This window comes from Actinomycetota bacterium, assembly GCA_019347575.1.
In the GTDB taxonomy this organism is placed as follows: Bacteria; Actinomycetota; Nitriliruptoria; order Nitriliruptorales; family Nitriliruptoraceae; genus JAHWKY01.
The window spans coordinates 40,881-66,436 of sequence record JAHWKY010000008.1; the positions used below are offsets into that span (position 1 = coordinate 40,881).

26 protein-coding genes are annotated in these 25,556 nt (G+C 70.6%); 12 read left to right on the forward strand and 14 right to left on the reverse strand.

All coding sequences use genetic code 11. From position 1 onward, the window contains the following. Positions 1-32: 32 nt before the first annotated feature. From KY469_06965 to KY469_07025, 13 genes are all read right to left on the reverse strand, one after another. A complete protein-coding gene (locus tag KY469_06965; protein ID MBW3662824.1) occupies positions 33-1,565 on the reverse strand; it encodes an MATE family efflux transporter in 1,533 nt (510 codons plus the stop codon). Then, positions 1,562-1,975, reverse strand: coding sequence for a hypothetical protein (locus KY469_06970; protein MBW3662825.1), 414 nt, complete (start codon positions 1,973-1,975; stop codon positions 1,562-1,564). The genes KY469_06965 and KY469_06970 overlap by 4 nt, the downstream gene beginning before the upstream one ends. Beyond that, positions 1,972-2,463 carry a hypothetical protein gene (locus tag KY469_06975; protein ID MBW3662826.1) on the reverse strand — a complete coding sequence of 164 codons (492 nt, stop codon included), beginning with the start codon at positions 2,461-2,463 and terminating at the stop codon, positions 1,972-1,974. Before KY469_06975 ends, KY469_06970 begins: the two co-directional genes overlap by 4 nt. A 2-nt stretch (positions 2,464-2,465) precedes the next feature. Continuing rightward, positions 2,466-3,230: a mechanosensitive ion channel family protein gene (locus KY469_06980; protein MBW3662827.1), complete on the reverse strand. Its 765-nt coding sequence runs from the start codon at positions 3,228-3,230 to the stop codon at positions 2,466-2,468. 85 nt (positions 3,231-3,315) lie between these two features. Further along, entirely contained in the window at positions 3,316-3,645 is a 330-nt protein-coding gene (locus KY469_06985) for an apolipoprotein A1/A4/E family protein (GenBank protein MBW3662828.1), read from the reverse strand. A gap of 113 nt (positions 3,646-3,758) precedes the next feature. After that, positions 3,759-4,532 (reverse strand): amino acid ABC transporter ATP-binding protein, encoded by a 774-nt coding sequence (locus KY469_06990; GenBank protein ID MBW3662829.1) that lies wholly within the window; start codon positions 4,530-4,532, stop codon positions 3,759-3,761. Between the two features lie 11 nt (positions 4,533-4,543). Next, positions 4,544-5,800, reverse strand: coding sequence for an amino acid ABC transporter permease (locus tag KY469_06995; protein MBW3662830.1), 1,257 nt, complete (start codon positions 5,798-5,800; stop codon positions 4,544-4,546). Beyond that, the gene (locus tag KY469_07000; GenBank protein MBW3662831.1) at positions 5,800-6,969 is read right to left on the reverse strand and encodes an ABC transporter permease subunit; all 1,170 of its coding nucleotides are present in this window, start codon (positions 6,967-6,969) and stop codon (positions 5,800-5,802) included. The genes KY469_06995 and KY469_07000 overlap by 1 nt, the downstream gene beginning before the upstream one ends. A gap of 90 nt (positions 6,970-7,059) precedes the next feature. Then, a complete protein-coding gene (locus tag KY469_07005) occupies positions 7,060-8,187 on the reverse strand; it encodes an amino acid ABC transporter substrate-binding protein (GenBank protein ID MBW3662832.1) in 1,128 nt (375 codons plus the stop codon). 161 nt (positions 8,188-8,348) lie between these two features. Further along, positions 8,349-9,593, reverse strand: coding sequence for a class I SAM-dependent RNA methyltransferase (locus KY469_07010; protein ID MBW3662833.1), 1,245 nt, complete (start codon positions 9,591-9,593; stop codon positions 8,349-8,351). After that, on the reverse strand, positions 9,590-10,324 hold the full coding sequence (locus KY469_07015) for a hypothetical protein (GenBank protein ID MBW3662834.1): 735 nt from the start codon (positions 10,322-10,324) through the stop codon (positions 9,590-9,592). Before KY469_07015 ends, KY469_07010 begins: the two co-directional genes overlap by 4 nt. Before the next feature lie 5 nt (positions 10,325-10,329). Beyond that, positions 10,330-11,157: a 50S ribosomal protein L11 methyltransferase gene (locus KY469_07020; GenBank protein MBW3662835.1), complete on the reverse strand. Its 828-nt coding sequence runs from the start codon at positions 11,155-11,157 to the stop codon at positions 10,330-10,332. 194 nt (positions 11,158-11,351) lie between these two features. Next, the gene (locus tag KY469_07025; GenBank protein MBW3662836.1) at positions 11,352-12,332 is read right to left on the reverse strand and encodes a hypothetical protein; all 981 of its coding nucleotides are present in this window, start codon (positions 12,330-12,332) and stop codon (positions 11,352-11,354) included. 172 nt (positions 12,333-12,504) lie between these two features. Between KY469_07025 and KY469_07030 the strand changes: the two genes are divergently transcribed. Both KY469_07030 and KY469_07035 read left to right on the forward strand, forming a co-directional pair. After that, positions 12,505-13,065 carry a hypothetical protein gene (locus KY469_07030; protein ID MBW3662837.1) on the forward strand — a complete coding sequence of 187 codons (561 nt, stop codon included), beginning with the start codon at positions 12,505-12,507 and terminating at the stop codon, positions 13,063-13,065. A 62-nt stretch (positions 13,066-13,127) separates the two neighbouring features. Continuing rightward, positions 13,128-14,870, forward strand: coding sequence for a GAF domain-containing protein (locus KY469_07035; protein ID MBW3662838.1), 1,743 nt, complete (start codon positions 13,128-13,130; stop codon positions 14,868-14,870). Between the two features lie 122 nt (positions 14,871-14,992). Here the strand turns inward: KY469_07035 and KY469_07040 are convergent, their stop codons facing one another. Then, the gene (locus KY469_07040) at positions 14,993-16,174 is read right to left on the reverse strand and encodes an AI-2E family transporter (protein ID MBW3662839.1); all 1,182 of its coding nucleotides are present in this window, start codon (positions 16,172-16,174) and stop codon (positions 14,993-14,995) included. A gap of 59 nt (positions 16,175-16,233) precedes the next feature. Here KY469_07040 and KY469_07045 point away from each other — a divergent pair, with 59 nt between their 5' ends. The 10 genes from KY469_07045 (at position 16,234) to KY469_07090 (ending at position 25,414) form a co-directional block, all read left to right on the forward strand. Further along, positions 16,234-17,151 (forward strand): ABC transporter ATP-binding protein, encoded by a 918-nt coding sequence (locus tag KY469_07045; GenBank protein MBW3662840.1) that lies wholly within the window; start codon positions 16,234-16,236, stop codon positions 17,149-17,151. Beyond that, a complete protein-coding gene (locus KY469_07050; GenBank protein ID MBW3662841.1) occupies positions 17,144-17,938 on the forward strand; it encodes an ABC transporter permease in 795 nt (264 codons plus the stop codon). Before KY469_07045 ends, KY469_07050 begins: the two co-directional genes overlap by 8 nt. 57 nt (positions 17,939-17,995) lie before the next feature. Beyond that, positions 17,996-18,949 carry an ABC transporter ATP-binding protein gene (locus KY469_07055; GenBank protein MBW3662842.1) on the forward strand — a complete coding sequence of 318 codons (954 nt, stop codon included), beginning with the start codon at positions 17,996-17,998 and terminating at the stop codon, positions 18,947-18,949. A 107-nt stretch (positions 18,950-19,056) separates the two neighbouring features. After that, complete coding sequence (locus tag KY469_07060) at positions 19,057-19,755, forward strand: ABC transporter permease (GenBank protein ID MBW3662843.1); 699 nt, start codon at positions 19,057-19,059, stop codon at positions 19,753-19,755. 101 nt (positions 19,756-19,856) lie between these two features. Further along, positions 19,857-20,927: a cytochrome c oxidase subunit II gene (gene coxB, locus KY469_07065; GenBank protein MBW3662844.1), complete on the forward strand. Its 1,071-nt coding sequence runs from the start codon at positions 19,857-19,859 to the stop codon at positions 20,925-20,927. 13 nt (positions 20,928-20,940) lie between these two features. Beyond that, positions 20,941-22,821 (forward strand): cytochrome c oxidase subunit I, encoded by a 1,881-nt coding sequence (ctaD, locus tag KY469_07070; protein MBW3662845.1) that lies wholly within the window; start codon positions 20,941-20,943, stop codon positions 22,819-22,821. Positions 22,822-22,860: 39 nt separating this feature from the next. Further along, positions 22,861-23,442, forward strand: coding sequence for a cytochrome c oxidase subunit 3 (locus KY469_07075; protein ID MBW3662846.1), 582 nt, complete (start codon positions 22,861-22,863; stop codon positions 23,440-23,442). A gap of 15 nt (positions 23,443-23,457) precedes the next feature. Then, positions 23,458-23,799, forward strand: a complete 342-nt coding sequence (locus tag KY469_07080) for a cytochrome C oxidase subunit IV family protein (protein ID MBW3662847.1) — start codon at positions 23,458-23,460, stop codon at positions 23,797-23,799. A 143-nt stretch (positions 23,800-23,942) separates the two neighbouring features. Then, positions 23,943-24,782 (forward strand): cytochrome c oxidase assembly protein, encoded by an 840-nt coding sequence (locus KY469_07085; protein MBW3662848.1) that lies wholly within the window; start codon positions 23,943-23,945, stop codon positions 24,780-24,782. 17 nt (positions 24,783-24,799) lie between these two features. Continuing rightward, positions 24,800-25,414, forward strand: coding sequence for a hypothetical protein (locus tag KY469_07090; protein ID MBW3662849.1), 615 nt, complete (start codon positions 24,800-24,802; stop codon positions 25,412-25,414). Positions 25,415-25,556: the final 142 nt, after the last annotated feature.

Genomic DNA, 25,556 nt, shown 5'->3' on the forward strand with positions numbered 1-25,556 from the left:
TCCTTGGCGGTCCGTTGGTTCTCAGGGGCTTCTCAGGTTCGGGGCGCACCTTGTGAGCACTCGCCCCAGCCGCAGGAGGAGATCCGATGCTCGCCCACAAGACGCTCGCCGGCGCAGCCGCCGCCATCGCCCTGGCGGGCGGGGCGGTCGCCATCCCGGCGCTCGCCCAGGACGCGACCGCGCCGGCCCAGGAGGAGTCGGTCACCGAGGAGACGGCCCGTGAGGACCGTCACGCCCAGCGTCGGGCCGCCTTCGCCGAGGCGCTCGCCGAGGAGCTCGATCTGCCGGTCGCGGACGTGCTTGCGACGCCGTTCGCGAAGACGGTGGCCCAGGACCTGCCGCGCGGCGGTTCGCAGACCGGCGGAGGAGGGATGGCTCGCAGGTGATCGGCGACCGGTGCCGCAGGCGTGCAGTCCCCACAGCGATCGTCGGCGTGCTGCTGATCGCGGGTTGCGCCGCGGGCCCATCACGGCTGGCGCGCAGCACGTCCGATGGGTCCCAGGACCGCCCATCGCCAGCCACCACACCGACCCGGCCGCCGTGAGTACCGCCACCTCGTCGGTGAGGAGCCCCGGGATCACCGGCACGCCCACCAGCAGCAGCGTGGCGATCGCGATGCCGCCGACGATGCCCCAGCGCACCAGCTCGCGGGCGGTGGTGCGAGCCTCCTCGATGTCGTCCGCCCCGAGCGCCGTGCCGACCATGGCCTGGGCTGCGATGGCGAAGCCGTCGAGCAGGAAGCTCACCATTATCCACACCTGCCACAGCACCTGGTGGGCGGCAGCCGTGACCGTGCCGATCCGCGCGGCCGCCGCGGTGACCGCGAGCAGACCGAGGAGCAGCGATCCGGTGCGGATGAACAGGTCGCGGCTGATGGCGGCGAGGGCACGGAGCTGGGCGCGGTCGGGCAGCCCGTGGCCCCTGAGCGGGAGGTCCACGCGGCGCAGCAGCAGCGCGAACGCCACCACGGCGGTGACCTCGGCCGCGACCGTGGCCCACGCCACGCCACCGAGGCCGAACCCCAGGCCGAACACGAGCACGGCATCGAGCGCCCCGTTGATGACGTTGGCGACGACGACGATGACCAGCGGGGTGCGGGTGTCGCTGACGCCCCGGAAGGCCCCGTGCCCGACGTAGCCCAGAAGCAGGAACGGCACGCCCACCGCGCGGATCCGCAGGTAGGAGACCGCCGGTTCGACCAGCGCCTCGACCGCCCCCAAGGCCCGGACGAGCGGATCCGCGACGACGGCGATGAGCACGGCGACCGCCACGCCGATGCTCGCGGCGACCACACCGGCGTGCGCGACGCGGCGACCCGCGGCCTCTCGGTCACCCGCGCCGATCGCGCGCGCGACCGTCGCGGTGGTGCCGTAGACGAGGAAGTTGAACACCCAGCTCACCGTGGCGAGCACCGCGACGGCCAGGCCGAGCGCCCCGAGCTCGGCGGTCCCGATGCGTCCCGCGACCGCGGTGTCGACCAGCCCCAGCAGCGGGTCCGCGACGAGCGTGCCGATGGCCGGGATCGCGAGCCCGAGGATCCGCCGCCGCCGCTGCGTCGGCGTCAACGGGGGAGGCGCCAGCGGTCGCGCCAGGCACGCTCGGCGTCGGCGAAGGCGTCGAGCGGAGCCACGACCTCCTCGACCGCTCCGAGCAGCTCCTCGAGCTCACCGGTCGTGACCGCGACCTCGCGCGCGCCGTCGATCGCTGAGGCCGACTCGTCGAGTGCCCGCTCGCACTCCGCCCACACCTGGTGGAGCTCGTCGATCTGCCAGCGGTCCATCCAGTCGCGCGCGTCGGCGATGGCCTGGCCGACCGCGTCGAGGCCCACCCCGACCGGCGCGGGTTCGACACGACCCGTCGGGAGCGTGCCGAGCAGCAGGCGGCGTGCTCCCTCGATGAGGTCGGCACAGTCGACAAACGCCTGCCACGCCGGTCGGAGGTCGTCAGGGAGGGGAGGTCTGCGGCGGAGGATCACGACCGCCGACGGAGGAAGCGTTCGAAGCCGGTGCCCATGGGGTCCTCCGCGATGCGGGCGTCCGGGGGGCGGTCCAGCATCTGGACGCGGTCGGCGGGGCGCCCGTAGAGCCGGTAACGGCCCGCCTCCCAGTCCCAGGCGGGAGCGCCGCGCCGCGTCGCGCGCCACGCGACGGCTCGGCCGATCACGAAGAGCGAGGCGCCGGCGCCGAGACCGATGAGCGCGCCAGCGAGGTCGAGAAGCGCCACGCCTGCGAGTACCAGGGCGGCGGTCACCGCGGTCCACGTGACCGCCATGAACCGGCGCGTGACGCGCTCGCGGCGTTCCCGCGCCGCCTGGACGTCGGCGAGGCGAGTGCGGAACCGGGCGGGGCGATCGACGCGCCCCACGCGGTCGACGAGCCGTCGCGCCGGACCGTCGAGCCGATGGCTGGCGCCCCGGCGGCGGTCCGGGGGAGGACGACGTCCACGACGGTCCGATGCGGTCATCGTCACCGACCGCCTCGCCGGAGCACGATGACGACCTCGTCGAGCAGGAGGCGGTTGGGGACCTCGACCTCGCCGTCGTGCGTCGCGAGACGCACGCTGGCGTGACCGATCGCCGTCACGGTTCCGCGGAAACCGGCGACATCGATCTCGTCCCCCACGCCCACGATCCTCTCGGCGTGGCGGCCGGCGACGATGTGGCCCACGAGGTCGCGTGAGCCCAGTCCGAGTGCCAGCGCCGCGGCGAGGACGAGGCCCCCGATGAGCAGCAGCAGCAGTCCCTGGACCAGGCGTACCTCGACGCCGATCTGGTCGGCGGCGACGAGGGCGGCCAGGATCAGCACCGCCCAGAAGCCGGCCGGGGCGAGGATGTCGGCGGCGGCGGGCTGGTAGCGGGCGAGCACCCGACGTAGCAGCGACCGGAGCGCCACGGCCACGACGTACGCGAGCACGACGATCAGCAGCGCGAGGAACAGGTCCGGCAGCCGCACGAGGAACGTGCGGGTGGCGTCGGTCAGCCCCAGCTGCGTCGTGCGTGGTCCCGTCAGACGCCCCGCCGCGAGGAGGACGGTGACGCCGGTGATGACCCAGAAGGTCGCCCCGGCGACGCGCCCGGCTTCGCGGGTGTCCTCCAGCAGCTTGCGCGCGACGACGTTGACGAGCGCCGCGACCACGGCTGCGAGGGCCGCGCCGACGACGAGGATCAGCGCGGCGGCGATCCACGGCGAGGACGATCCGAAGAGCGCGAGTTCCTGAGCCAGCGGGGCCACCTGATCCTCTCCCGGCGATCGTGCGCAGCGTGCCACACGGTGTCGCGGAGGCCGAGCCAGGGGGGCGCGGGCCCGCGGGGCGGGGTCAGCCCGCGTGGCGCTCGATGTGCGCGTCGATGCGCGCCGTCTGCCGGTCGATGCGTGCGCCCAGGTGCGCACCGAGCCGGTCGATCTCGCCGCGGAGTTCGTCGCGGGTCTGAGCGATCTCGCCGCGCAGCTCGTCGCGCAGCTCGCCCATGTCGCCGCGCAGTTCGTCGCGGGTGCGGGTGCCATCGCCTAGGCACTCAGCGCGGAGATGCCCCATCTCGGATCGAAGCTCGCGTCCGAGGCCGTCCATCCGGGTCACGAGGAAATACAGCAACCCCAGCATCGTCACGAGCTGGGTGCTGATGATCGCCAACGTGTCAGCGGCCACGAGCGCATCGTACGCCGCTATGCCCCCAGCGGTCAGGTGATCGGATCCGCCCTGTGGAGAGCCGCGTGCTCCGGCTGAGGTCCCTATCGACGCCGCGGATGCGGCGTCGCCAGTTACAGGATCTGGCTGAGGAAGAGCTTGGTGCGGTCCTCCTGGGGGTCCTCGAAGAAGTGCTCGGGGGTCCCGACCTCGACGATCTGGCCGTCGGCCATGAACACGACCCGGTCCGCGACGGCGCGGGCGAAGCCCATCTCGTGGGTGACCACGACCATCGTCATACCCGACTCGGCCAGCTCGACCATCGCGTCGAGCACCTCCTTGATCATCTCGGGGTCGAGCGCCGAGGTGGGCTCGTCGAAGAGCATGACCTTGGGCTGCATCGCCAGTGCCCGGGCGATGGCGACGCGTTGCTGCTGACCGCCGGAGAGCTGGCCCGGGAACTTGTGCGCCTGCTCCGGGATCTGGACCCGTTCGAGTTGGCGCATCCCCTCTTCCTCGGCCTTCTTCTTGGGCCACTTGCGCACCTGGCGGGGCGCGAGGGTGACGTTCTCGAGCACGGTCAGGTGCGGGAAGAGGTTGAACGACTGGAACACCATGCCGGTCTCGCGCCGGATCTCCTGGATGTTGCGCACGTCGTCCGACAGCTCGATCCCGTCGACGACGATGCGACCGTTGTCGTGGTGTTCCAGGCGGTTGATGCACCGGATCAAGGTGGACTTGCCCGAGCCCGATGGCCCGATGACGACCACCACCTCCTGCTTGCCGACCACGAGGCTGATGTCCTCCAGCGCCTGGAAGTCGCCGAAGAACTTGTCGACGGTCTCCATCGTGATGACGGCCTCTCCGGTACCGCCAGCCTTGACCGCGTCGGCGCGGAGCTCTTCCATGTTCGGTGTGCTCATCGCGTCCCAACTCCCAGTCGTGTCTCGAGGCGCTGCGAGGCGCGTGACATCGTGAACGTGATGACCCAGTAGATGAGTCCCACGAACGCGAAGGTCTCGGGCTGGTAGCCCTGCGACCGGAACTGCAGCTGGCCGAGGACGACCTCGGTGATGCCGAGCAGGTCCTGGATCCCGATGACCACCAGCAGCGAGGTGTCCTTCAACAGCGAGATGAACTGCCCGATCAGGGCGGGGATCGAGTTGCGCAGCGCCTGGGGCAGCACGATCAGGCGCGTGATCTTGAGCGGCGACAGTCCGACGGCCTGGCCGGCCTCGGTCTGGCCCTTCGGCACCGACTGCAGGCCGCCCCGCACGACCTCTGCCACGTACGCGGCGGTGAACAGGGTGATCACGATGATCGCGCGCGGGATCGGTCCGGGCGCGTTCATACCCGGCGGGAACAGGAACCCGAGGGCGAACTGGCCCATGAACAGCAGCGTGATCAGCGGCACGCCCCGGATCAGCTCGATGTAGCCCACGGCGATCGGCCGGATCAGGGGGAAGGACGAGCGCCGCGCCAGCGCCATGACGACGCCGATCGGGAAGCTCAGGACGATGCCACCTGCGGAGACGACGACCGTAAGGAGCAGTCCACCGAAGCGGTTGATGTTCCCCGGGTCACCGCCCGTCAGCACCAGGAAGGACGCGACCGTCAACACCGTCAGGATCCAGCCGGAGCGCCGCGCGACCCCGTGAGGTAGACGTGGCACGACCCAGCGCGTCGCGTAGCCGATCGCGAACGTCGCCAGCACCAGCAGCGTCGGGGTGATGGTGCGGGTCATGGCGAGGACGGCGCCGACCCCGAGCAACGCCGGTGCGGCGATCTTGAGCGAGCGCTTCCAGTTCGGCACGGCTCCTGCGCGGACGGACAGGCCACCGACCCAACCGCCCGCGGCGGCCACGAGGAAGATCGCGCCCCAGACGTTGGCGAACTCGAGGCCGGTATCGCCGAACCGCCCGCCCACCATGTACACGTGGAGCGGGCCGTCGAAGATGACCTCCCAGCGCGCGTTGAAGAAGGCGTAGGTGATGGCCTTCCACGTGAACCAGCCGAGGATCGCCCCGAACACGATCGTGAGGATCGTGTCCTTGACACTGCCGAACAGGTTCTCCTTGGCCCACGTGCCGAGCCTGCGAGGCGGCACCGGGAGGAGCGGCGTCTCGTCCGCGACCACCGGTTCCTTGGGCGCGTCGTCGATCATCGGGCCGGCCATCAGCGCGTCTCCAGCTGGAGGCGACGGTTGATGATGTTCGCGATCAGCGAGATCCCGAGGCTGAACGTGAGGTACAGACCCATCAGGATCGTGACGGCCTGGATCTGGGGAGCCGCGTTGTTGGCGACCGTCTGGTACACACGGGTTATCTCGAAGAAGCCGATCGCCACCCCCAGCGACGAGTTCTTGGTCAGGTTGAGGTACTGACTGGCGAGCGGCGGGATCATGATCCGGAACGCCTGGGGCAGGATGACGAAGCGGTAGCGCTGGTAGGTGTTGAGCGCGAGGGCGTTGGCCGCCTCACCCTGGCCCTTGTGGACCGCCTGGATCGCCCCGCGGACGATCTCGGCCACGTGGCTGGCGGTGTAGAGGGTCAGCGCGAGAGTCAGCGCGGCGTAGTTGATGAAGACGTTGATGCCGCCGGTGACGAGCCGGCCCTCCACGCTGGGGACGCTGCCGGTCGTGGGCGTGCCCAGCGAGAAGAAGCCGATGAGGATGACCGCGATGAAGGCCACGATCCCGAACAGGCCACCCCGCGACGGCCTGCCGGTCTTCTCGTTGACCCTGCCGCGCCAGCTCACGACCAGAGCGGTGGTCACCATGGCGATCATGATCACCACCAGCACGGTGATGATCGATACCTCGAAGTTGAACCAGGGCACGAAGATGCCGCGGTTGGAGAACACCGCGAGTCCGAGCGGCTCGAGCGGCTCGGTGATCACCGGCAGGCTCAACGTCAGGACCGGGCCGAACGAGAGCAGGATCCACAGCAGGACGGGGATGTTGCGGAAGGTCTCGACGTAGACGGTGCCGAACGCGCGTACGAGGGCGTTGTCGGACAACCGGGAGATACCGATGAGGATGCCGAGGATGGTGCAGACCGGGATACCGAACGCGATCACGCGGATCGTGTTGCCGTACCCGACCATGAACGCCTGCCAGATGGACTGGTTGGGGCGGAAGTCGCTGCCGGGGATGTCGACGCCGTAGGGGCGTTCGAGGAAGCCGTAGCCGGTCGGCAGGCCGGCACGTCGCAGGTTGGTCTGGACGTTGTTGTAGATCCACAGCATGAACGCGATCACCGCGACGGCGACGATGATCTGCCCGACCCAGCGCAGGACGCGGATGTCGCGCCACAGCGGCGGCCGGACCGTGGTGGCGGACGCCACGGGACTACCTCCTTCGCGCCGTGGATCACATGCAGAGTAGGGGGGCGGGCCGTGGCCCGCCCCCCTTTCTGCTAGTCGCCGATCAGGTGATCAACGGTAGGGCGGCGGGTAGTGCAGGCCACCCTCGGTGTACAGCTGGTTCTGGCCCTCGGGCAGGCCCAGCGGCACGATGTTGCGGTCGTAGATCTCCTGGTAGTTGCCGATCGCCTCGATGACGTCGACGGTCCAGCCCTCGTCGATGCCGAGGCCCGATTCGAACTGCGCGTCCTCGCCCGCGCCCTGGCCGATGAAGCGCAGGATCTCGGGGTCGTCACCATCGTAGGTGCCGATGTTCTCCGACGTCAGCCCGAACTCCTCCGCCTGGAAGGTCGCGAACACGACCCACTGCACGATGTCGAAGAAGGCATCGTCGCCCTGACGTGTCGCGGGGCCGAGCGGCTCCTTCGACATGGTCTCGTCGAGGATCCGGACCGAGTCCGGACCACCCGCGAAGGTCTGCTTGAACGAGGCGAGACCCGACTTGTCGGTGGTGTAGCCGTCGCACGCGCCGGCCTCGAACTGCTGGGTGATCTGCTCCTCGTCGGGCAGCAGCAGCGGCTCGTACTCGATCTGGCGCGCCGCGAACACGGTGGCGAGGTTCAGCTCGGTGGTCGTACCCGACTGGACACAGATCACCGTGTTCTGCAGGTCGTCGAGGGTCTGGAACTCGCTGTCGGCGTTGACCAGCATGCCCTGTCCGTCGTAGAAGGTCGTGGCGGTGAACGCCAGACCCAGCGACGAGTCACGGCTGACGGTCCACGTCGTGTTGCGGATCAGCACGTCGACCTCACCCGACTGCAACGCGGTGAACCGCGTGTCCGCGGTGAGATCCACGAACTCGACCGCCTCGGGGTCACCGAGGATCGCCGCGGCGACGCCCTTGCAGTAGTCGGCGTCGAAGCCGGTGTAGGTCCCGCCCTCCTGGAGCGAGAAGCCGGCGAGCTGGCCGTTCACGCCACAGCGCAGCGAGCCGCGGTCGCGGACGACATCGAGTGTGCTGGTGCCCGCCCCGTCCTGACCCGAGGCCTGCGTGCCGTCGGTGCCGTTGACCGCCGTCGGGGACTCGGTGTCGGTCCCCCCGGTGGTGGTGTCGTCGTCATCGTCCCCACCGCACGCCGTGGCCACGAGGCCGAACGCGAGCAGTAGGGCCGGGAGCTTGAGTGACTTCCGGATGCGCACCTGTTCCCTCCCTTGGTGGATGGTGGCTGGTCGCAGGTGCGCCGATCTGGCGTCCCCCACGGACCTACTACGAGCCTAGGAGGATGACGGGCCGCGTGTCACCCTCTCCCGCGCGGCGACCGCATGTCGCGCGAGCCTGGGTGCGTGCCGGCCCCATGCCCTCAGCTCCGGACGAAACGGGCGACGACCTCGATGTGGTGGGTCATGGGGAACAGGTCCAGAGGTACCGCCCGGGTGAGCCGGTAGCCGCTGCGGGTGAGCGCTCTGGTGTCCCGCGCCAGCGCGGCCACGTCGCAGGCGACGTAGGCGATGACCTCCGGTCCGAGCGCGGCCAGGTCGGCCGCGAGGTCCGCGCCTGCGCCCCGCCGGGGCGGGTCGAGCACGACGACATCGGGGCGGCGCACGCCGGGGTCCCGACTCACCTCCCCGACGAACCGTTCCACCGGCGCGGTCACGACCTCGACGTCGACGCCGGCCTCCCCGGCGTTGCGCCGGGCCCACGCGGTGGCCGGGGCGTGCCCCTCGACCGCGGTGACGACCGCCCCGCCCGCAGCGAGCGGCAGCGACAGCAGGCCGACACCGGCGTACAGGTCCCACACGTGTCGCCCCCCGACCGCCCCCACCGCGGTGAGCACCTCCTCGACGATGGCCTCCGCACCGCCCGGGTTCACCTGGAAGAAGCACGATGCGTCGTAGCGGTAGGTGAAGCCGGCGATGATCGAGCTCATGACGCCGTCTCCCCGCAGCGGTGCGACGCTGCCGTCCGGCTGGGCGAGCGCGACGTCGAAGCTGCCCTCGGGGATGTCGAGCGGGCCAGGGCCCGGGTGGAGCACGGCGACCCGTCCCGAGTACGGCGCACGCACCGTCACCTCGGACGCGCCGGTCCGGTCACCGACCTCCTCGCGGAGCAGCTGGGACAGCTCGTGGAGGATGAGGCAGTCGGCGATCGGCACGACCTCGTGCGAGCCGGCGGCGTGGAACCCCAGACGGCCGTCGTCCGCCGCGTGGAACCGGGCCGACTCGCGGTAGCGCACGTCGGGACCGACGGCGCGGATCTCGTCCACCGGCGGAGCCTCGATGCCGCCGAGCCGCTCGAGTTGCTCGCGCACGACGCGCGTCTTCATCACTCGCTGCCGGGCAGGCACGACGTGCTGCAGGTCGCAGCCACCGCACTCGGGGACGTAGGGGCAGGGCGGTTCGACCCGGTCGGGGCTCGGGGTCACCACCTCGACGAGCTCCGCTCGTGCCCACCGCTTCTTGTCCTCCACGACCCGGATGCGCACCCGTTCGCCCGGGATGGCGCGCCCCACGAACACGGCGCGGCCGTCGGGTAACCGTCCCACCGCCTCGCCGCCGTGGGCGATGCCGTGGAGGTCGACCTCGACCGTCGGTTCCTTCTCCTTCACTCGATCTCCACGGCGTCGATGGCTGAGCGGATCAGGTCGAGGTGGGCCCCGCCCCGCTCGGCGTAGGCGTGGATGGCCTCGAGGTCGGAGCTGCGGACGGCCGCCAGGGCCCAGGCGAGCGCCCGCGTGCCCTCGCCGGCGAGTTCGGCGACCGCCACCTCCACCTCCTCGAGGCGGCCCGCCTCGATCGCGTCCCGGATCGACTCGAGCACCCCGCCCGCGTCCTGCTGCCACACCCCGATGTCGCCGGCGACGGGATCGCGCAGCAGATCGACGACGTCGCCGCCGGCCGCCCCAGCCGCTCGCGCCGCGGTGAGGGTGCGGGAGAACACGTCGCCGTAGTGCTCGCCGTCGTCGAGCCGCTCGGTCGGCCCCGGGAAGAGCGGCGCTGCCCGCGGCGTGGCCGTTGCCCCGTCGCCGTCGAGGTCTCCCACGAGGTCGGGGTCGGCGGACAGCAGGTGGACGGCTCGCTCGGCGGCGGCGCGAGCGACGGCGACGTCCGGGGCGTTCGCGGCCTCCTGCAACGCACCGTGCGCCGCCTCCAGGGTCGCGTCGAGCTCCTCGACCGTGTCGACGAGCGCCCCCTTCCGGGGGTCGGGTGCGTCGAGGTCGGGGCCAGTGGGCTCCACCGTCACGCCGTCCTCGGTCCCCAGTTCGGGCGGGGCGCACGCGGCAGCCATCACGACTAGGACCGCCGTCGTGAGCAGCGGAACGAGGGGGAGCGGTCGCACGGGACTCACGGTGTCGCAGCGGTGGTTGTCGCTGGCCGGGACAACAGGAGGGCGAGCCAGCCGTCCTCCTCGGCGCGCTCGAGCAGTACCGCCCCGAGCTGCGCCAGCAGCTCGATCACCTCCGTGCCGCGGTCGGCTCGGATGCCGCTGAGGATCAGGTCGCCGTCAGGGCGTGTGGCCGCGACGAGGTCGGGGGCGAGGTCGATGATGGTGCCGGTCACGAGGTTGGCGAGGACGAGGTCGAAGGTCGTCTCCGCCACCTCGACCGAGCCGACCCGCAGCTCCGGGGTGACGGCGTTGCGGGCCGCGTTGGCGGCGGCTACCTCGACCGCCGTCGGGTCCGTGTCGATGCCCACGGTCCTGGCGGCGCCCAGGCGTTCGGCGGCCAGGGCCAGGATCCCGCTGCCGGTGCCCACGTCGAGGACCTCGCGTCCCACCACCTCCAGCGACTGCAGCAGCTCGAGGCAGCGGCGGGTGGTGGCGTGGTGGCCGGTGCCGAACGCCTGCTCGGGGTCGATCACGATGGTGATGTCCTCCGGCAGGGGAGAGTGGTCGATCCAGCTCGGGGCGATCACGATCCGCCCGACCCGGACGGTACCGAGTTCACGTTTCCACTCGGACAGCCAGTCGCGCTCCTCCTCGACCTCCCAGCGGCCACCGGGCGGCACGGCTTCGTCGTCGCGGCGGTCGAACCACGCCACGGTGGCATCGTCCTGTTCCCACACGCCCAGCGCGTCGGCCTGCCACAGCCGGGTGACCAGCAGGTCCCGCTCGTTGCGGGGCGGGGCGCCGAGCAGGGTGTAGCGGTGCGTGGTCGAGGCCTGATCGGTCATACCTCCCCCCTGGAGGGGGGAGGGGCCGGCGTTGCCGGCCTGGGGGGTGAGGCCTGATCGGTCATCCCTCCCCCCTCGCGGGGGGTGGGGCCGGGGTGGCCGGCCTGGGGGGGGACCCCGGCTCGGTCATACCTCCCCCCTCGAGGGGGGAGGGGCCGGCGTTGCCGGCCTGGGGGGTGAGGCCTGGTGCGTCTTCACGGGTCCTCCTGGAAGAGGTCGCGTGCGCTCGGGCGCGATCCGTACCCGGGTTCGCGTGGCCAGGGCACGCCGGCGCGTTCGGCCGCTGCTATCCCGATGACCAGCGGGAGCAGCGCCGCGAGGGCCCACCCGGGCTGACCGGTCAGGGTCGTGGCGGCCAGACCCTGGGTGGTCAGGGCGGCGACCCCGGTCGCCGCCCACACGGTGTCGCGGCTGACCAGACCGTAGAGGCCGCTGGCGATGGCGACCACCAGGCCGATGACGGTCCACCATTCATCGAGCGCGTCGCCGGAGCCGCAGAGGCGCTCGAGTCCGGGCAGTTCGATGGCCTTGAGCAGCAGCACGCCGTTCACGGTGATGACACCGGTGATCTCCAGCCCGCGGCCAGGCTGGACCCGCCACCGTGCGGTGCGGTGCACGGTGCCGACGACGAGTGCCCCGATGGCCAGCAGCAGGACCGGGTCGAGCCGTGGGACCGGGACGCTGAACTCCGGCCCGATGATGCAGTGCGCGAACCGCTGGGTGTTGGAGGCCGGTAGCGCGAGGACGATCATCCACTGCACCACGCCGAGCGTGACGAGCCGACGCTCCGACAGCGCGTAGCCCGCGGCGAGGAACGCGGCACCGATGCCGAGGAGGAAGCGGTCGAGCTCGGCCCCCTCGGGGTGGATCGCCGCCTGCGCACCGACCGCGACGAGGGCGAGGCCGGCGACGATCGTCGTCGTGCCGAGAGCGCTCGGCTGACGGTCCTGCGTCGCAGCGTGCGCAGCCGGCCCGCTCCGCCCCGCGCGGTCGCGCCACACGCCGCCCGCGACGAGCGCTGCGCCGACGACGAGTTGCACCGCCGCGGCGGCGGTGGTTCCGGGGGTCGCGACCGCCGTGACGGCCGTGACCAGCAACGCGAGCGCAGCAGCGGCGACCAGGCGGATGCCCCGCCGAGCCAGGTCGGTGACCCGGCGGGGCGGCGGCGTGGTCACGCTCCCTCCGGTGGCTGGACGACGCACTAGCTTCTCATGAGTGTGGCCCCGTACGACGGGGGGACGCACGGGGCCACTGGTGCGGCCGAAGCCGCACCGTGCGGAGGATGACACAGAACGTGGTCAGGAACGACACCGACGCGATGCGACATCCGCGCAGCGCACGTCCGTGATGGCCTCGGCTGGCACCCCGGTCGCGGTGTTCGCCGTCGACGGTGAGCTGCTGCTGCGACTCGAGGCGGTGTTCGGTCCGCCGTTGGACTCCTACCTCAACGGCTGGCAGGTGTGGCTCGAGGAGGTCACGGAGGACAACCTCCCCGATGGCGTGCCCGCGCCTGTCGATGACGTGACCCTCGAGTTCCGCCTCCACCCCCCGGCCGGGTTCGAACAACCGGAGGGGTTGTCGCACCACGACCTGTGGGACGAGGTCGCGGTCCCGCTCGCGGACGCGCGGGCCGAGGGCGAGCCGTTCCCGGTGAGCTTCGAGCTGGGCACGGAGACGCGGCGGCTCGACGACGTGTGGACGTTGCTGGAGGTCTTCCCGGCGTACGGTGAGGACGTCACGCCCGACCTGGTTCGGATGTGGGCGCAGGCGTGGCTCGGCCGCGTGGCCCTCGGCGTGGGGCGTGTCGATCACGCCACGCTCGGCGGCCGGTGGAAGCGCGAGGGCAACCGCTTCGATCTCGCCGGCGCCATACGACGATCGCTCGGCCTCGGAGGTGGGGGGGAGTGAGCGTGCCCGGCCGGCGTCGGATGCTGACACCGTAGGAGGGGCATGCCCCGTACCATCCGGGCATGTCATCGGTGGGGTCGTCGGAGGACGAGGGTGCCGCCCACGCTCCCCTCGCACGTGGTGGCGATGACACGGCGGCGTCCGCGCTCCGCCTCGCCGAGGTGGTGCGCGATCACCTCGACCCCGATGCCGGCCTCGACGCCCTCTCCGGCCTGCTCGCACGGATCGCCGGCGTGCTCGGCTACCCCGCCGCGTCCCTGTACCGCCTCGAGGGGCGCGCGCTCGTCAACGTCGCCTCGTCGGGGTTCCCCGATGACGTCCCGCAGCGGCTGCCGCGCGACGCGGGGATCATGGGAGCGGCCGTCACCGCGGACGAGGCGGTGGTGTGCCGCGACTCACAGGCCGATGAGCGGTGGGTCGACGGCAGTGGTGGTGCGCACCGGTCGGGTGTCGCCGTCCCGATGCGTCTGGGCGGCCGAACGTGGGGCGTGCTCGTGATCGAGGCCCTGGAGGTGGATGCGTTCGACCCGGCCACCGTCGTCCAGCTCACCCCCGTCGCGGACGAGCTCGCGTGGGCGCTCGAGGCCATACGGCTGCACGAGCTCGCCCTAGAGCAGGCCCACCACGAGGAGCGCCTGCGCCGGGGCCTCGAGGCGGCCGCCGCCGTGATCTCCGCGGGGCTGCAGGATCCGGATCTCGACATCGCCATCGACCGAATGGTGCGAGAGGTCCGAGAGCAGCTCGGATGGGAGTCGCTGGCTGTGCTCCTCCGCCGTGACGAGACGCTGGAGGTGGCCGCCGCCTACGGGTACGCCGACCATGTGGCGGGGATGCGGTTCTCGATGGCGCGGGGGATCCTCGGGCACGTCGCCATGACGGGACGGCCGTACCTGGCCCGGGACACCCGTGACGATCCGTTCTACGACGCGGTCGTGCACGAGACCCGCAGCGAGATCTGCGCCCCGCTCCGCGTCGCCGGTCAGGTGCGCGGGGTCATCAACGCCGAGAGCCCGATCCCGAACCGGTTCACGCTTGCCGAGCTCGAACTCATGGAGCGCATCGCGGAGCAGATGAGCCTCGTGATCCACAACCTCGAGTTGCTAGGAGCCGAGAAGGAGACCGTGGCACGTCTGCACGAGCTCGACCGCTTCAAGTCGCGCCTGTTGACGCTGGCGTCGCACGAGCTGCGCACACCGCTGACGGTCGTGCTCGGCTTCGCCGAGGTGCTCGCCGAGCACGGCGAGACGCTCGCGCCCGAGAGCGCCCGCGACTACGCGGTCTCGATCCTGCGCCACGCCACGGGCCTCGGACGGCTCGTCGACCACATGCTCATCGCGTCCGAGATCGAACAGGGCAGCCTCGACGTCGTCCCGACGCGGGTGGAGCTGCTGCCGTTGGTGGCCGAGCTCATCTCCGAGATCGATGCGCAGATCGAGGTCCGTCCTGGTCTCGACGAGGTGGCGGTTCGGGCCGACCCCTTCCGTCTGCGGCAGGTCCTCTCTGCGCTCATCGACAACGCGGCGAAGTACGCCGGGGATGGCGTCATCCAACTCGATGCTCGGGTCGACGGTGCCACGACGACGCTGCTGCTGCGGGACGAGGGGCCCGGAATCCCCGGACCGGAGCGTGAGCGGGTCTTCGAGCTGTTCCACCAGATCGGCGAGCACGGCATCGCGGGGCGGCGGGGCGTCGGCCTCGGCCTCACCATCGCCCGCGACCTCGTCAAGCTGATGGACGGCGACCTCCGCCTCGCCTCCGCCGAAGGCTACGGCGTCACCTTCCTGATCGACCTCCCCACCGGGTAACGGCGCCGCGGTTGGCCTACCCCAGAAACCACCGCATCCGATGGTTTCCGAAGTGCAACGGAAACCATCGGATGCGGTGGTTTCTGGAGAGCCGCTTCGCTGCGCTCGCGGCTGGGAACCGCCTACGCACCTTCGTCGCCGGGACGCTCCGGGTCGCGGCCGTACGTGCGGATGTAGTCGGTCTTGCCCAACGGGTCGAGCTCCTTGATGAGCTCGTGCTCGACGATCTCGTGGCGCTCCCCGATGGTGCTCGCGAGCGCGGTGACGATGGCGGCGACCGGCAGTGCGAGCAGCGCCCCGACCGCCCCGAGCAGCGCGGCGCCGGCGAGTACCGAGATGAACGCGACGGCGGGGTGCAGCTCCATCGTGCGTGCGGTGATCTTCGGGGCGACGTAGTAGTTCTCGACCTGCTGGTACACGACGATCGCCGCTACGACCCAGATCGCGTCCGCAGGTTGCTCGCCGGCGAGGGCGATCAGCAGTGGGAGGAAGCCGGCGAGGTAGGTGCCCACGACCGGGATGACGCTCGATACGACGCCGACCCAGACGCCCAGGGCGATGGCGTACTCGAGGCCGACGAGGGTGAACACGACGGCGTGGAACAGCGCCGAGACGATCGCGGTCACCACGCGGCTGTAGACGTACCCACCGGTCTTGGCGACGGCGAGCTCCCACATGGTGAGGAACTCGCGCTGCTCTTCCGGCCGGAGGCGACTCACCAGAGCCCGACGTACCCGCGGCCCGTCGGCCACGAGGTAGAAGGTCACCAGTCCGATGGTGAGCAGCTGGACGAGTCCGCCCAGCAGCGTCCCGCCGATGCCGAGCAACCCACCCGTGACCTGTCCCGCGACGTCCGGAAGCCGGTCGGGCAGGTCGGTCGTGGCGTCGTCGAGCCACGCCGACAGCGACTCACCGATCCCGGGGAGCCGCGCCGCCTGCTCGCTGAGGCCACGCACGAGCTCGGGGCCCTGGTCGACCAGCGTGGTGATCTGGTCGATGACGAGCGGGAGCATCGCGGCGATGAACCCGACCGCCAGGAGGAACGACACGAGGAAGACGACGAACGTGCCGAACCCCCGCCGCATCCCCCGGCGCGCCAGGTACTGCACCGCAGGCTCCATCGCGAAGCTGAGGAACAGGCTGATCAGCAGGATCACGAGGATCGTGTGCAGCCGCCCCACGATGTTGCGGAAGAGGTCGGTCAGCAGCAGCCCGAGCACCACCCCCAGGCCGATGGTGACGGCGGTGCGGAGGTCGGGGCGCAACCGTCCGCCCTGGCCTGGACCCTCGGTGACCGGCTCCATCCCCGTACGCTCCTGGCTGGCGTTCGCTGGAGCGTAGGTCAGCACCCGACAGGAGCGACGTGACAGCGGCGATCCGTACCGAGGGCCTGACCAAGCAGTTCGGCGAGGTCGTGGCGCTCGACGGGCTCGATCTCGAGGTCCGTACCGGCGAGGTCATGGGTTTCCTGGGGCCCAACGGGGCGGGGAAGACCACGACGACGCGGCTGCTGCTCGACCTGCTCCGTCCCACCCGCGGACGAGCCGAGGTCCTCGGTCGCGACACCCGCGTCGATGCGCTCGAGGTGCGGGCCCGGACCGGCTACCTCCCCGGTGATCTCGCGCTCCCGGAGCGCTGGACGACCCACGAGCTGCTGGCCTTCCACGGCCGCCTCCGGGGTGGGCTCGACCGCGGTCACGCCGACGAGCTCGCCGACCGCCTCGGTCTCGATCCGACCCGGCCATTGGGAGACCTCAGTCGCGGCAACCGTCAGAAGGTCGGGATCGTGCAGGCGTTCGCGTCGCGGTCCGACCTGCTCGTCCTCGACGAGCCTTCCAGCAGCCTGGACCCGCTCGTGCAGCGTGAGCTGCTCGATCTCGTGCGCGAGGTCCGCGACGACGGCCGGAGCGTGTTCTTCAGCTCGCACGTGCTGTCCGAGGTCGAACGCGTCGCCGACCGCGTCGCGATCATCCGCGAGGGCCGGTTGCTGCTCGTCGATGACGTCGCCACGCTCAAGGGTCGCTCGCTGGTGCGCATGCACATCCGCTTCGACCGTCCGCCTCCGCTCGACGAGTTCGCCCGGCTCGAGGCCGTGCGCGAGGCCACCGCGGAGGACGGGACGCTGCACCTGGTCGTGGAGGGATCACCGGACGCGGTGATCAAGCTCGCCGCGAGGTACCGCGTCGAGACCTTCGTCAGCGACGAGGCAGCCCTCGAGGAGATCTTCCTCACCTACTACACGCGCGGTCGGAGCCCCAGCGAGGAGCGGGGCCGTGTCTGATCTCTCCATCGCCACACGCTGGTTCGCCGACCAGCGCCGCGCGCTGATCGGCTGGACGCTGGGAGCCGTCGCGCTGATCATGATCATCGTTGCGACCTACCCGGCGATCCGTGACAGCCCCGAGCTCTCGTCGTTCGTCGAGGACCTGCCCGAGTTCATGCGTGCCATCGTCGGTGAGGAGATCACCTCTCCGGCCGGGTACCTCGGGGCGCGCCTGTTCTCGACCTCGCTGCCGGTGCTGCTGCTGATCTACCTCATCGGCCGCGCCACGAACGCGATCGCCGGCGACGAGCGCGACGGCAAGCTCGAGCTGCTGCTCTCCGAGCCGATCACGCGTCGTCGCGTGGTGCTCCAACGTGGTCTCGCGCTCGCGGTCGCGGCGATCGTCATCTGTGCGGCCAGCTGGGTCACGATCGTGGTGGGCGGACTCCCGGTCGACCTCGGCCTACCTGCCGGTGACGTGGTCGCCGCGCTCGTCAGCACTCTCCTGCTCGGTCTGGCGCACGCAGCGGTGGCACTGGCGGTCGGTGCGGGGAGCGGGAGCAAGGGTGCCGCGACCGGGGCGGCTGCGGTCGTCGCGTTCGCGGGGTGGCTCCTGTACGGCCTCGCCCCGATGGTCGACGTCATCGAGGACGTCGTGTGGTTGTCGCCGTGGCACCACGCGCTCGCGGCCGACCCGATCCGCGACGGCTTCGACGCGGGTGGATCGCTCGTCCTCACCGCCATCGTCGCGGTCGCCACGGTCGTGGCGATCTGGGGCTTCGACCGCCGCGACGTCGGCGTGTGAGCCGCGACCGCCAGGTGCACGCGTCGGTACGCTCGGGCTTCCGCCCCGATCGAGGTCATCGCTGTCGTGACGACCCCTGCCATCGTGGTCGCCGGTCTCGTGAAGCGCTACGGCGCCACGACCGCCGTCGACGGGCTGGACCTGTCGGTCCGGACGGGTGAAACGTTCGCCTTGCTCGGGCCCAACGGGGCGGGGAAGACCACGACCATCGAGTGCTGCGAGGGCTACCGGCGGCCCGACGCCGGCGTGGTGCAGGTGCTCGGGCTCGACCCGGTCCGCGACGCGACGCGGCTGCGACCCCGGGTGGGGCTGATGCTCCAGGAGGGCGGCGTCTACCCGACCGCGCGGCCGCTGGAGGTCCTCCAGCTGTTCGCGGCGTTCTACGACCGGCCGCGCGAACCCGCGGCGCTGCTGACGCAGGTCGGGCTCGACGACGCGAGCGGGACCCGCTTCCGCGACCTCTCGGGGGGCCAGAAGCAGCGGCTGTCTCTGGCGCTCGCGCTCGTGGGCGATCCGGAGGTGGTGTTCCTCGACGAGCCCACCGCCGGGCTCGATCCGGCCGCCCGTCGCCAGACGTGGCAGCACATCCGTGAGCTCAAGGCGCGAGGCGTCACGATCGTCCTGACGACCCACCTGCTGGACGAGGCCGAGGAGCTGGCCGATCGGGTCGCGATCATCGACCGGGGTCGGTTGATCGCGCTCGGGACACCGGACGAGCTCACCCACGGTGACGCCCCAGCCGAGATCCGGTTCACGGCCCGTCGCGGTCTCGACGTCGCCGCGATCGGCGCGGCGGTCGGAGCCGCCGTCGAGGAGGAGCGCCCCGGCCGCTACCTGATCCGCGTCGTCGCCACACCGAAGGTCGTCGCGCAGCTCGCGACGTGGCTGCTCGATCACGACGAACCGCTCGGCGAGCTGCAGGCCGGCAAGCGCAGTCTCGAGGAGGTGTTCCTGCGTCTCACCGCCGAGGAGGAGGCGGGGCGATCGAGCACCGGGACGGGGCGACGTTGAGTGCCGACCACGTCACCGCCGAGCCCGTGACCTCCGAGCGACGCGCCGGGGTCGCGCGCGGCGATCGCCACACGCCGGTACGGGGCGCGGTCGTGGCCCAGGCGCGGATGGAGCTCGCGCTGCTGCTGCGGTCGGGCGAGAGCCTGCTCGTGACGCTGGGGATCCCGCTCGGTCTGCTCGTGTTCTTCTCCCGCGTCGACGTGCTGCCGACGGGCGATCTCGAGCCGGTCGACTTCCTGGTCCCGGGCGTCCTGGCCATCTCGGTCATGTCCACCGGGTTGGTCGCCCTCGCCATACAGACCGCGTTCGAGCGCAAGTACCTCGTCCTCAAGCGGCTCGGTGGGACCCCCCTTCCACGGTGGGGCCTCGTCGCCGGCAAGGCACTGTCCGCGCTCGCCGTGCTGGCCGTCCAGACACTGCTCATCGTCGCGATCGCGGTCGCCGGCCTCGGATGGTCGGCGTCGGTCGGCGCCGTCGCCTGGATCACGCTCGCGCTGGTCGTCGGCACGTTCACCTTCAGCGCCATCGGTCTGCTGATCGCCGGCACCTTGCGTGCCGAGGCCACGCTCGCGGTCGCGAATACGCTCTACCTCGCTCTGCTGCTGGTCAGCGGCCTCGCGTTCGAGTCCGAGACCCTGCCGCGCCCGCTGGAGGTGGTGGGACTGGCACTGCCGTCCGGGGCGCTGGGCATCGCCCTGCGCGACGCGGTCGATGGCGTCCTGGCGGTCACCCCCCTGCTCACCGTCGTCGCCTGGGGCGTCGCCGCGGCGCTCGCGGCGGGGCGCTGGTTCCGGTGGGAGCCGTAGTCGCGGGCGTGGGTGGAGACGGTTCCGAACGTGGCAGGGTGCTCCGCTAGCCTCCGCATCCCCTTGCTCGGATCTCGGGTGGCGGACAAGGAGACGTGACGTTGGGCGACCCACGCACGTGGCGGTGCCGTGCCCGGTGGCTGCTCCCACTCGCCGCGGTCGCCGCCCTCAGCGCCTGCTCCGGCGAGCAGACGGCACTCGACCCGCAGGGACCGTTCGCGGAGCGCCCCGACGACCTGTTCCGAGTGGTCTTCTGGATCGCCGTCGGGGTTTTCGTGCTCGTCCAGGGCCTGATCATCGTCGCGGTCCTGAAGTTCCGCGACCGCGGGGATGACGAGACGCTGCCGGTGCAGACCCACGGCAACACCAAGCTCGAGATCCTGTGGACCGTCATCCCGGCGCTCATCCTGGCGGGCATCGCCGTCCCGACCGTCCAGTCCATCTTCGAGCTGTCCGAGGAGCCCGATGGAGCCGTGACCATCGAGGTGTTCGGCCACCGCTGGTGGTGGGAGTACCAGTACCCCGAGGCCGGCGTCGAGACCGCGAACGAGATGGTCATCCCCGTCGGCCGCCCGGTGCGCCTGGTCATGACGGCCGAGGAAGCCGACCAGCCCGATGTCGGCGTGATCCACAGCTTCTGGGTCCCCGCCCTCGCGGGGAAGCAGGACGTGATCCCCGGCCGCATCACGACCCTCAACATCCAGGCCGACACCGAGGGCCGCTACCTGGGCCAGTGCGCCGAGTACTGTGGTCTCAGCCACGCCAACATGCGCCTGCGCGTGATCGCGGTGCCGCCCGACGAGTTCGACCAGTGGCTCGAGGAGCAGGCCGCGGACGCGCCACGGCCCGACGAGGGAACGCTCGAAGCGGAGGGAGAGCAGCTCTTCTTCGGTGGGGCGTGCGTGGGCTGCCACGCCGTGCGGGGCGTCGAGGTGGACGGCACCCGTGCCACGGGCAACGTCGGGCCCGACCTGACCCACTTCGCGACCCGCGAGGAGTTCGCCGGCGCCATCTTCGAGGTCAACGAGGACAACCTCGCCGAGTGGCTCGAGGACCCGCCGGCGATGAAGCCCATGACCCCGGACGAGCGGCCCTCGCTCGGCATGCCCGACCTGGGGCTGAAGCCCGACGAGATCCGTGCCCTGGTCGCCTACCTGCTCAGCCTGACGTAGAGGAGCGCAACCGATGGCCAGTTCGTCCGTCGCGCCGAGCGGCTCCGTCTTCCGCCGACCCCTCGCCACCAAGGGGTGGGGCAGCTGGTTGACCACGGTCGACCACAAGAAGATCGGGAAGATGTACGGCTTCACCGCCTTCGCGTTCTTCCTGATCGGCGGTCTCGAAGCGGTGTTCATCCGCCTCCAGCTCGCCGAGGCCGACGCGTCGGTGCTCTCCGCCGAGGTCTACAACCAATTCTTCACCATGCACGGCATCACCATGATCTTCCTGGTGGTGATGCCCATGGCGGCAGCGTTCTTCAACTTCCTGATCCCGCTGCAGATCGGGGCGCGCGACGTCGCCTTCCCGCGCCTGAACGCGTTCAGCTACTGGGCGTTCCTGTTCGGCGGTCTGTTCCTGTACAGCTCGTTCATCTTCGGCGGCGCGCCCAACGGTGGCTGGTTCGGGTACGCCCCGCTGTCCACGTCCACCTCGGGCCTCAACATGGCGTACTACGGGGTCGGGCTGCAGATCCTGGGCATCTCGTCGCTAGCCGCGTCGGTGAACTTCATCACGACGATCCTGAACATGCGCGCGCCCGGGCTGACGATGATGCGCCTGCCGGTGTTCATCTGGATGTCGCTGGTCGTCAACTTTCTGCTGCTGTTCGCGATGCCGGTCATCGCGGTCGCGCTGTTCCAACTCACCTTCGACAAGGTGTTCTTCACGAGCTTCTTCCAGGCCGCCACCGGCGGGGACCCGGTGCTGTGGCAGCACCTGTTCTGGCTCTTCGGCCATCCCGAGGTCTACATCCTGATCCTGCCGGCGATGGGGATGGTGTCGGAGATCCTGCCGGTGTTCAGCCGCAAGCCGCTGTTCGGCTACGCGGCCGTCGTGTTCGCCGGCGCCGCCATCGGCTTCATGGGCTGGGGCGTGTGGGCCCACCACATGTTCGCCGTCGGGCTCGGGCCGGTCGCCAACTCCGCGTTCGCGCTGTCGACGATGTTCATCGCGGTCCCGACCGGGATCAAGATCTTCAACTGGGTCTTCACGATGTGGGGCGGCAAGATCCGCTTCACGACGCCCATGCTGTTCGCGATCGGCTTCGTGGCGATGTTCACCATCGGTGGCCTCTCGGGCGTCATGCACGCGATCGTCCCCCACGACGCCCAGCAGACCGACACCTACTTCGTGGTCGCCCACTTCCACTACGTGCTGTTCGGCGGGGCGCTGTTCGGGATCATGGGCGGCATGTACTTCTGGTGGCCCAAGCTGTTCGGCAAGATGCTCGACGAGCGCCTCGGCAAGATCCACTTCTGGCTCTGGTTCGTGGGCTTCAACCTCGCCTTCGGTCCGATGCACATCGCTGGGCTGCTCGGCCAGCCACGCCGCACCTACGTCTACGGCGAGGAGCTGGGCAGCTCGGTCGAGCGCTGGAACCAGGTCTCGACCCTCGGTTCCCTGATCATCGTCGTGTCCGTCGTGGTCTTCATATGGAACGCATGGAAGACCTACCGCAGCGACGAGATCGCCCCGCACGACCCCTGGGACGCGCGCACGCTCGAGTGGCTCACGCCCACCCCGGTGCCGGAGCACAACTTCGACGTGATCCCCACGGTCACCCACCGCGACGAGTTCTGGCACCGCAAGTACGCCGAGGACGATGCGGGGCGCGCTGTCCCGGTGCCCGCCGGGGCGTCGGAGGACCACGCCGCGGAACACGGCGAGCACGAGGAACACATCCACATGCCCGACCCGAGCTACTGGCCGCTCGTGCTGTCCGCCGGTCTGCCGTTCATCGGCTACGGCGTGATCTACAAGAGCATCATCTGGGCCGTGATCGGCCTGGTCCTGCTGCTGACCGGCGTGTACGGCTGGCAGCTCGAGCCGGTCGCCGAGGGCGACGAGTAGACCGCCACACCGGCGGAACCGCGACGGAAGGAGCGCCCCGTGTCCACGGCGGCACACGAGACGTCACTGGGTCTCGACCACCGCAAGGTCGCGATCTGGGCCTTCCTCGGGTCGGAGTTCCTGTTCTTCGGCGCGTTCATCTCCTCGTTCCTGCTCTACCAGAACGACGTCAACGAGGGTCCCGGCGTCGAGCTCTTCGACATCCCGTTCACCTCGGTCAGCTCGTTCGTGCTGCTGATGAGCTCGGTGACGATGGTGCTCGCCCACTCCGCGCACGTGCGCGGCGACATGCGCCGCATGCGGTTGTGGGTCCTGGCGACCGCGTTTCAGGGCATGGTCTTCATCGGCGGGCAGGTGTTCGAGTTCACGACCTTCGTCAAGGAGGGGATGGCGTTCACGACCAGCCCCTTCTCGTCCGCGTTCTTCGCCCTGACCGGGTTCCACGGGGCGCACGTGACGGTCGGGATCCTGATGCTGCTCAGCCTCGCCGGGCTGACCAAGCTCGATCGGGTCAAGCCCGACCAGCACATCAAGACCGAGATGATCGGCCTCTACTGGCACTTCGTCGACATCATCTGGATCATCATCTTCACCGTCGTCTACCTCATCCCTGCGGGCTGAGTCGAGGAGGAGACCGTGGCGACCACCACCGACGCTGCCGCTGACACCGGGATCGAGCCCGAAGAGGTCCACCACCCCACGCCCGGGGAGTACGTCCGCATCGGCATCGTGCTCGCGGTGCTGACCGCGCTCGAGGTGAGCCTGTTCTACATCGCGCTGGCCGATGCGGTCCGCGTGACGTCCATGCTGATCCTGATGGTGATCAAGTTCGGGTCGGTCGTGGCGTTCTACATGCACCTCAAGTTCGACTCCCGGCTGTTCCGGCGGCTCATGCTGGCGGGGCTGATCCTGGCGGCGGCGGTCTACGGGGCGGTGTTGGCGATGTTCACCAACGTCACGCCGCCCGGCACGACCTGAGCACGGCATGACTGATCGAGCCTCACCCCCCAGGCCGGCAACGCCGGCCCCTCCCCCCTCTCAAGGGGGGAGGCATGGACTGATCGAGCCTCACCCCCCAGGCCGGCAACGCCGGCCCCTCCCCCCTCTCAAGGGGGGAGGCATTGACTGATCCGCTGGCCTGGCACCTCCACCCGGAAGCGTGGCTGCTCTGCCTGGGGTTGCTCGGGCTGTACTTCGGCGCCATCCGCCGCTACGGCCGGCTGTTCCACCCGCGCCCGTCCGACCCCCCGATCACCTCCGGTCAGCGGTTCGCGTTCGTGCTCGGCGTCGCGCTGCTGTGGTTCGCCTCGGCCTCGCCGTTGCACGACATCGGCGAGCGCTACCTGTTCTCGGCCCACATGATCCAGCACCTGATCGAGGTGTTCGCGGTGCCGCCCCTGCTGCTGTTGGGCACGCCCCGCTGGATGGCCGAGCTCGTCCTGCGCCCCGCCTGGCTCCGACGTTCGGTGCGGGCGATGGGCCAGCCCCTCGTCGCCGCGGCGACCTTCAACGCGCTGCTGCTCGCACTGCACTGGCCGGCGCTGATCGAGTGGACGCTGGGGTCGGAGTCGCTGCACGTCGGTGTCCACGCGGTGCTCGTCGGGGCGGCGCTGCTGATGTGGCTCCCGGTGCTCAGTCCCGTGCCGCACATCGTCCCACGGCTCTCGCTGCCGGGGCAGATGGGCTACTTGTTCCTCCAGACGCTGCTGCCGACGGTCCCCGCCTCGTTCCTTACCTTCGGCGAGGCCCCGCTGTACGCCATCTACGAGACCTTCCCCCGCATCTGGGGCATCTCCGCGCTCCACGACATGCAGATGGCGGGCCTGATCATGAAGCTCGGCGGCGGCGTGCTGCTGTGGACCATCATCACCATCCTGTTCTTCAAGTGGGCCTCTCGCGAGGACCGCGCTGACCACGGTGAGGCTGCCGCCCCCCCTGTGACGTCGTCGACCACCGGCTGACCACGGAGACCGACCGCATGGACAAGCACTTCCGCAACCGGGCCTTCCTCCCCATCGTCATGCCGCTGGCGATCCTGGCGTTCATCGCGATCCTCGTCGGGCTGTTCGCGCTGATCCTGCTGTGGAACACGCGCGAGTCGGCGCTGGTGCTCGCGCTCGTCGCCGCCGGCGGTGTGCTGTTCGCCATCTCGCTGGCGTCCTCGCAGGACCGTCTGACCGGGCTCCAGCGGGGCGTCATCACGGCCGCGGGAGTGGTGCCGGTCCTGCTGGGCGGGGCGGTCGCCGTGGGCGTGTGGGAGGTTCCCGACGAGGAGCTCAACATCAACCGCACCCCCCACATCGTGGCGGGTGCGCTCGAGGGCAGCGAGGCGGCGGTCGTCGCCACCGAGTTCGAGTTCGACCCCGCCCAGGGCGAGTTGACCGCCGGCGAGGTCGCCTGGACCGTCAGCAACGAGGGCGCCGCCTTCCACACCCTGGTCCTCGAGGGACTCGAGGGCCAGATGAAGCTCGAGGTCAACAGCGGCGAATCCGACCAGGGCTCCATCACCCTCGACCCGGGGGAGTACGTCTTCTACTGCGATGTCCCCGGCCACCGCCAGCAGGGCATGGAGGGCACCTTCACCGCCGCCTGACCCTCCTCGCTGCCGCGCCCCGTCCCACGCGTCCCGTCGCATGGCCGCCCACTTCATCCCCCACTTCGGTCGGATATCCGGCCGAACCGGGTGACGAAGTTGCGCTGCCCGCCGGTCCACAGGCCCGGACCAGTCCGACGGC

What these genes read in the sequence shown, in the direction of transcription:
- KY469_06990 (MBW3662829.1), bottom strand. Translation starts at nt 4,532, where the DNA reads ATGGAAGAGCTCCGCGCCGACGCGGTCAAGGCTGGCGGTACCGGAGAG.
- KY469_07040 (MBW3662839.1), bottom strand. Translation starts at nt 16,174, where the DNA reads ATGGAGCCGGTCACCGAGGGTCCAGGCCAGGGCGGACGGTTGCGCCCC.
- KY469_07030 (MBW3662837.1), top strand. Translation starts at nt 12,505, where the DNA reads ATGGCCTCGGCTGGCACCCCGGTCGCGGTGTTCGCCGTCGACGGTGAG.
- KY469_06975 (MBW3662826.1), bottom strand. Translation starts at nt 2,463, where the DNA reads ATGACCGCATCGGACCGTCGTGGACGTCGTCCTCCCCCGGACCGCCGC.
- KY469_07090 (MBW3662849.1), top strand. Translation starts at nt 24,800, where the DNA reads ATGGACAAGCACTTCCGCAACCGGGCCTTCCTCCCCATCGTCATGCCG.
- KY469_06995 (MBW3662830.1), bottom strand. Translation starts at nt 5,800, where the DNA reads ATGGCCGGCCCGATGATCGACGACGCGCCCAAGGAACCGGTGGTCGCG.
- KY469_07035 (MBW3662838.1), top strand. Translation starts at nt 13,128, where the DNA reads ATGTCATCGGTGGGGTCGTCGGAGGACGAGGGTGCCGCCCACGCTCCC.
- KY469_07060 (MBW3662843.1), top strand. Translation starts at nt 19,057, where the DNA reads ATGGAGCTCGCGCTGCTGCTGCGGTCGGGCGAGAGCCTGCTCGTGACG.
- KY469_07020 (MBW3662835.1), bottom strand. Translation starts at nt 11,157, where the DNA reads ATGACCGATCAGGCCTCGACCACGCACCGCTACACCCTGCTCGGCGCC.
- ctaD (MBW3662845.1), top strand. Translation starts at nt 20,941, where the DNA reads ATGGCCAGTTCGTCCGTCGCGCCGAGCGGCTCCGTCTTCCGCCGACCC.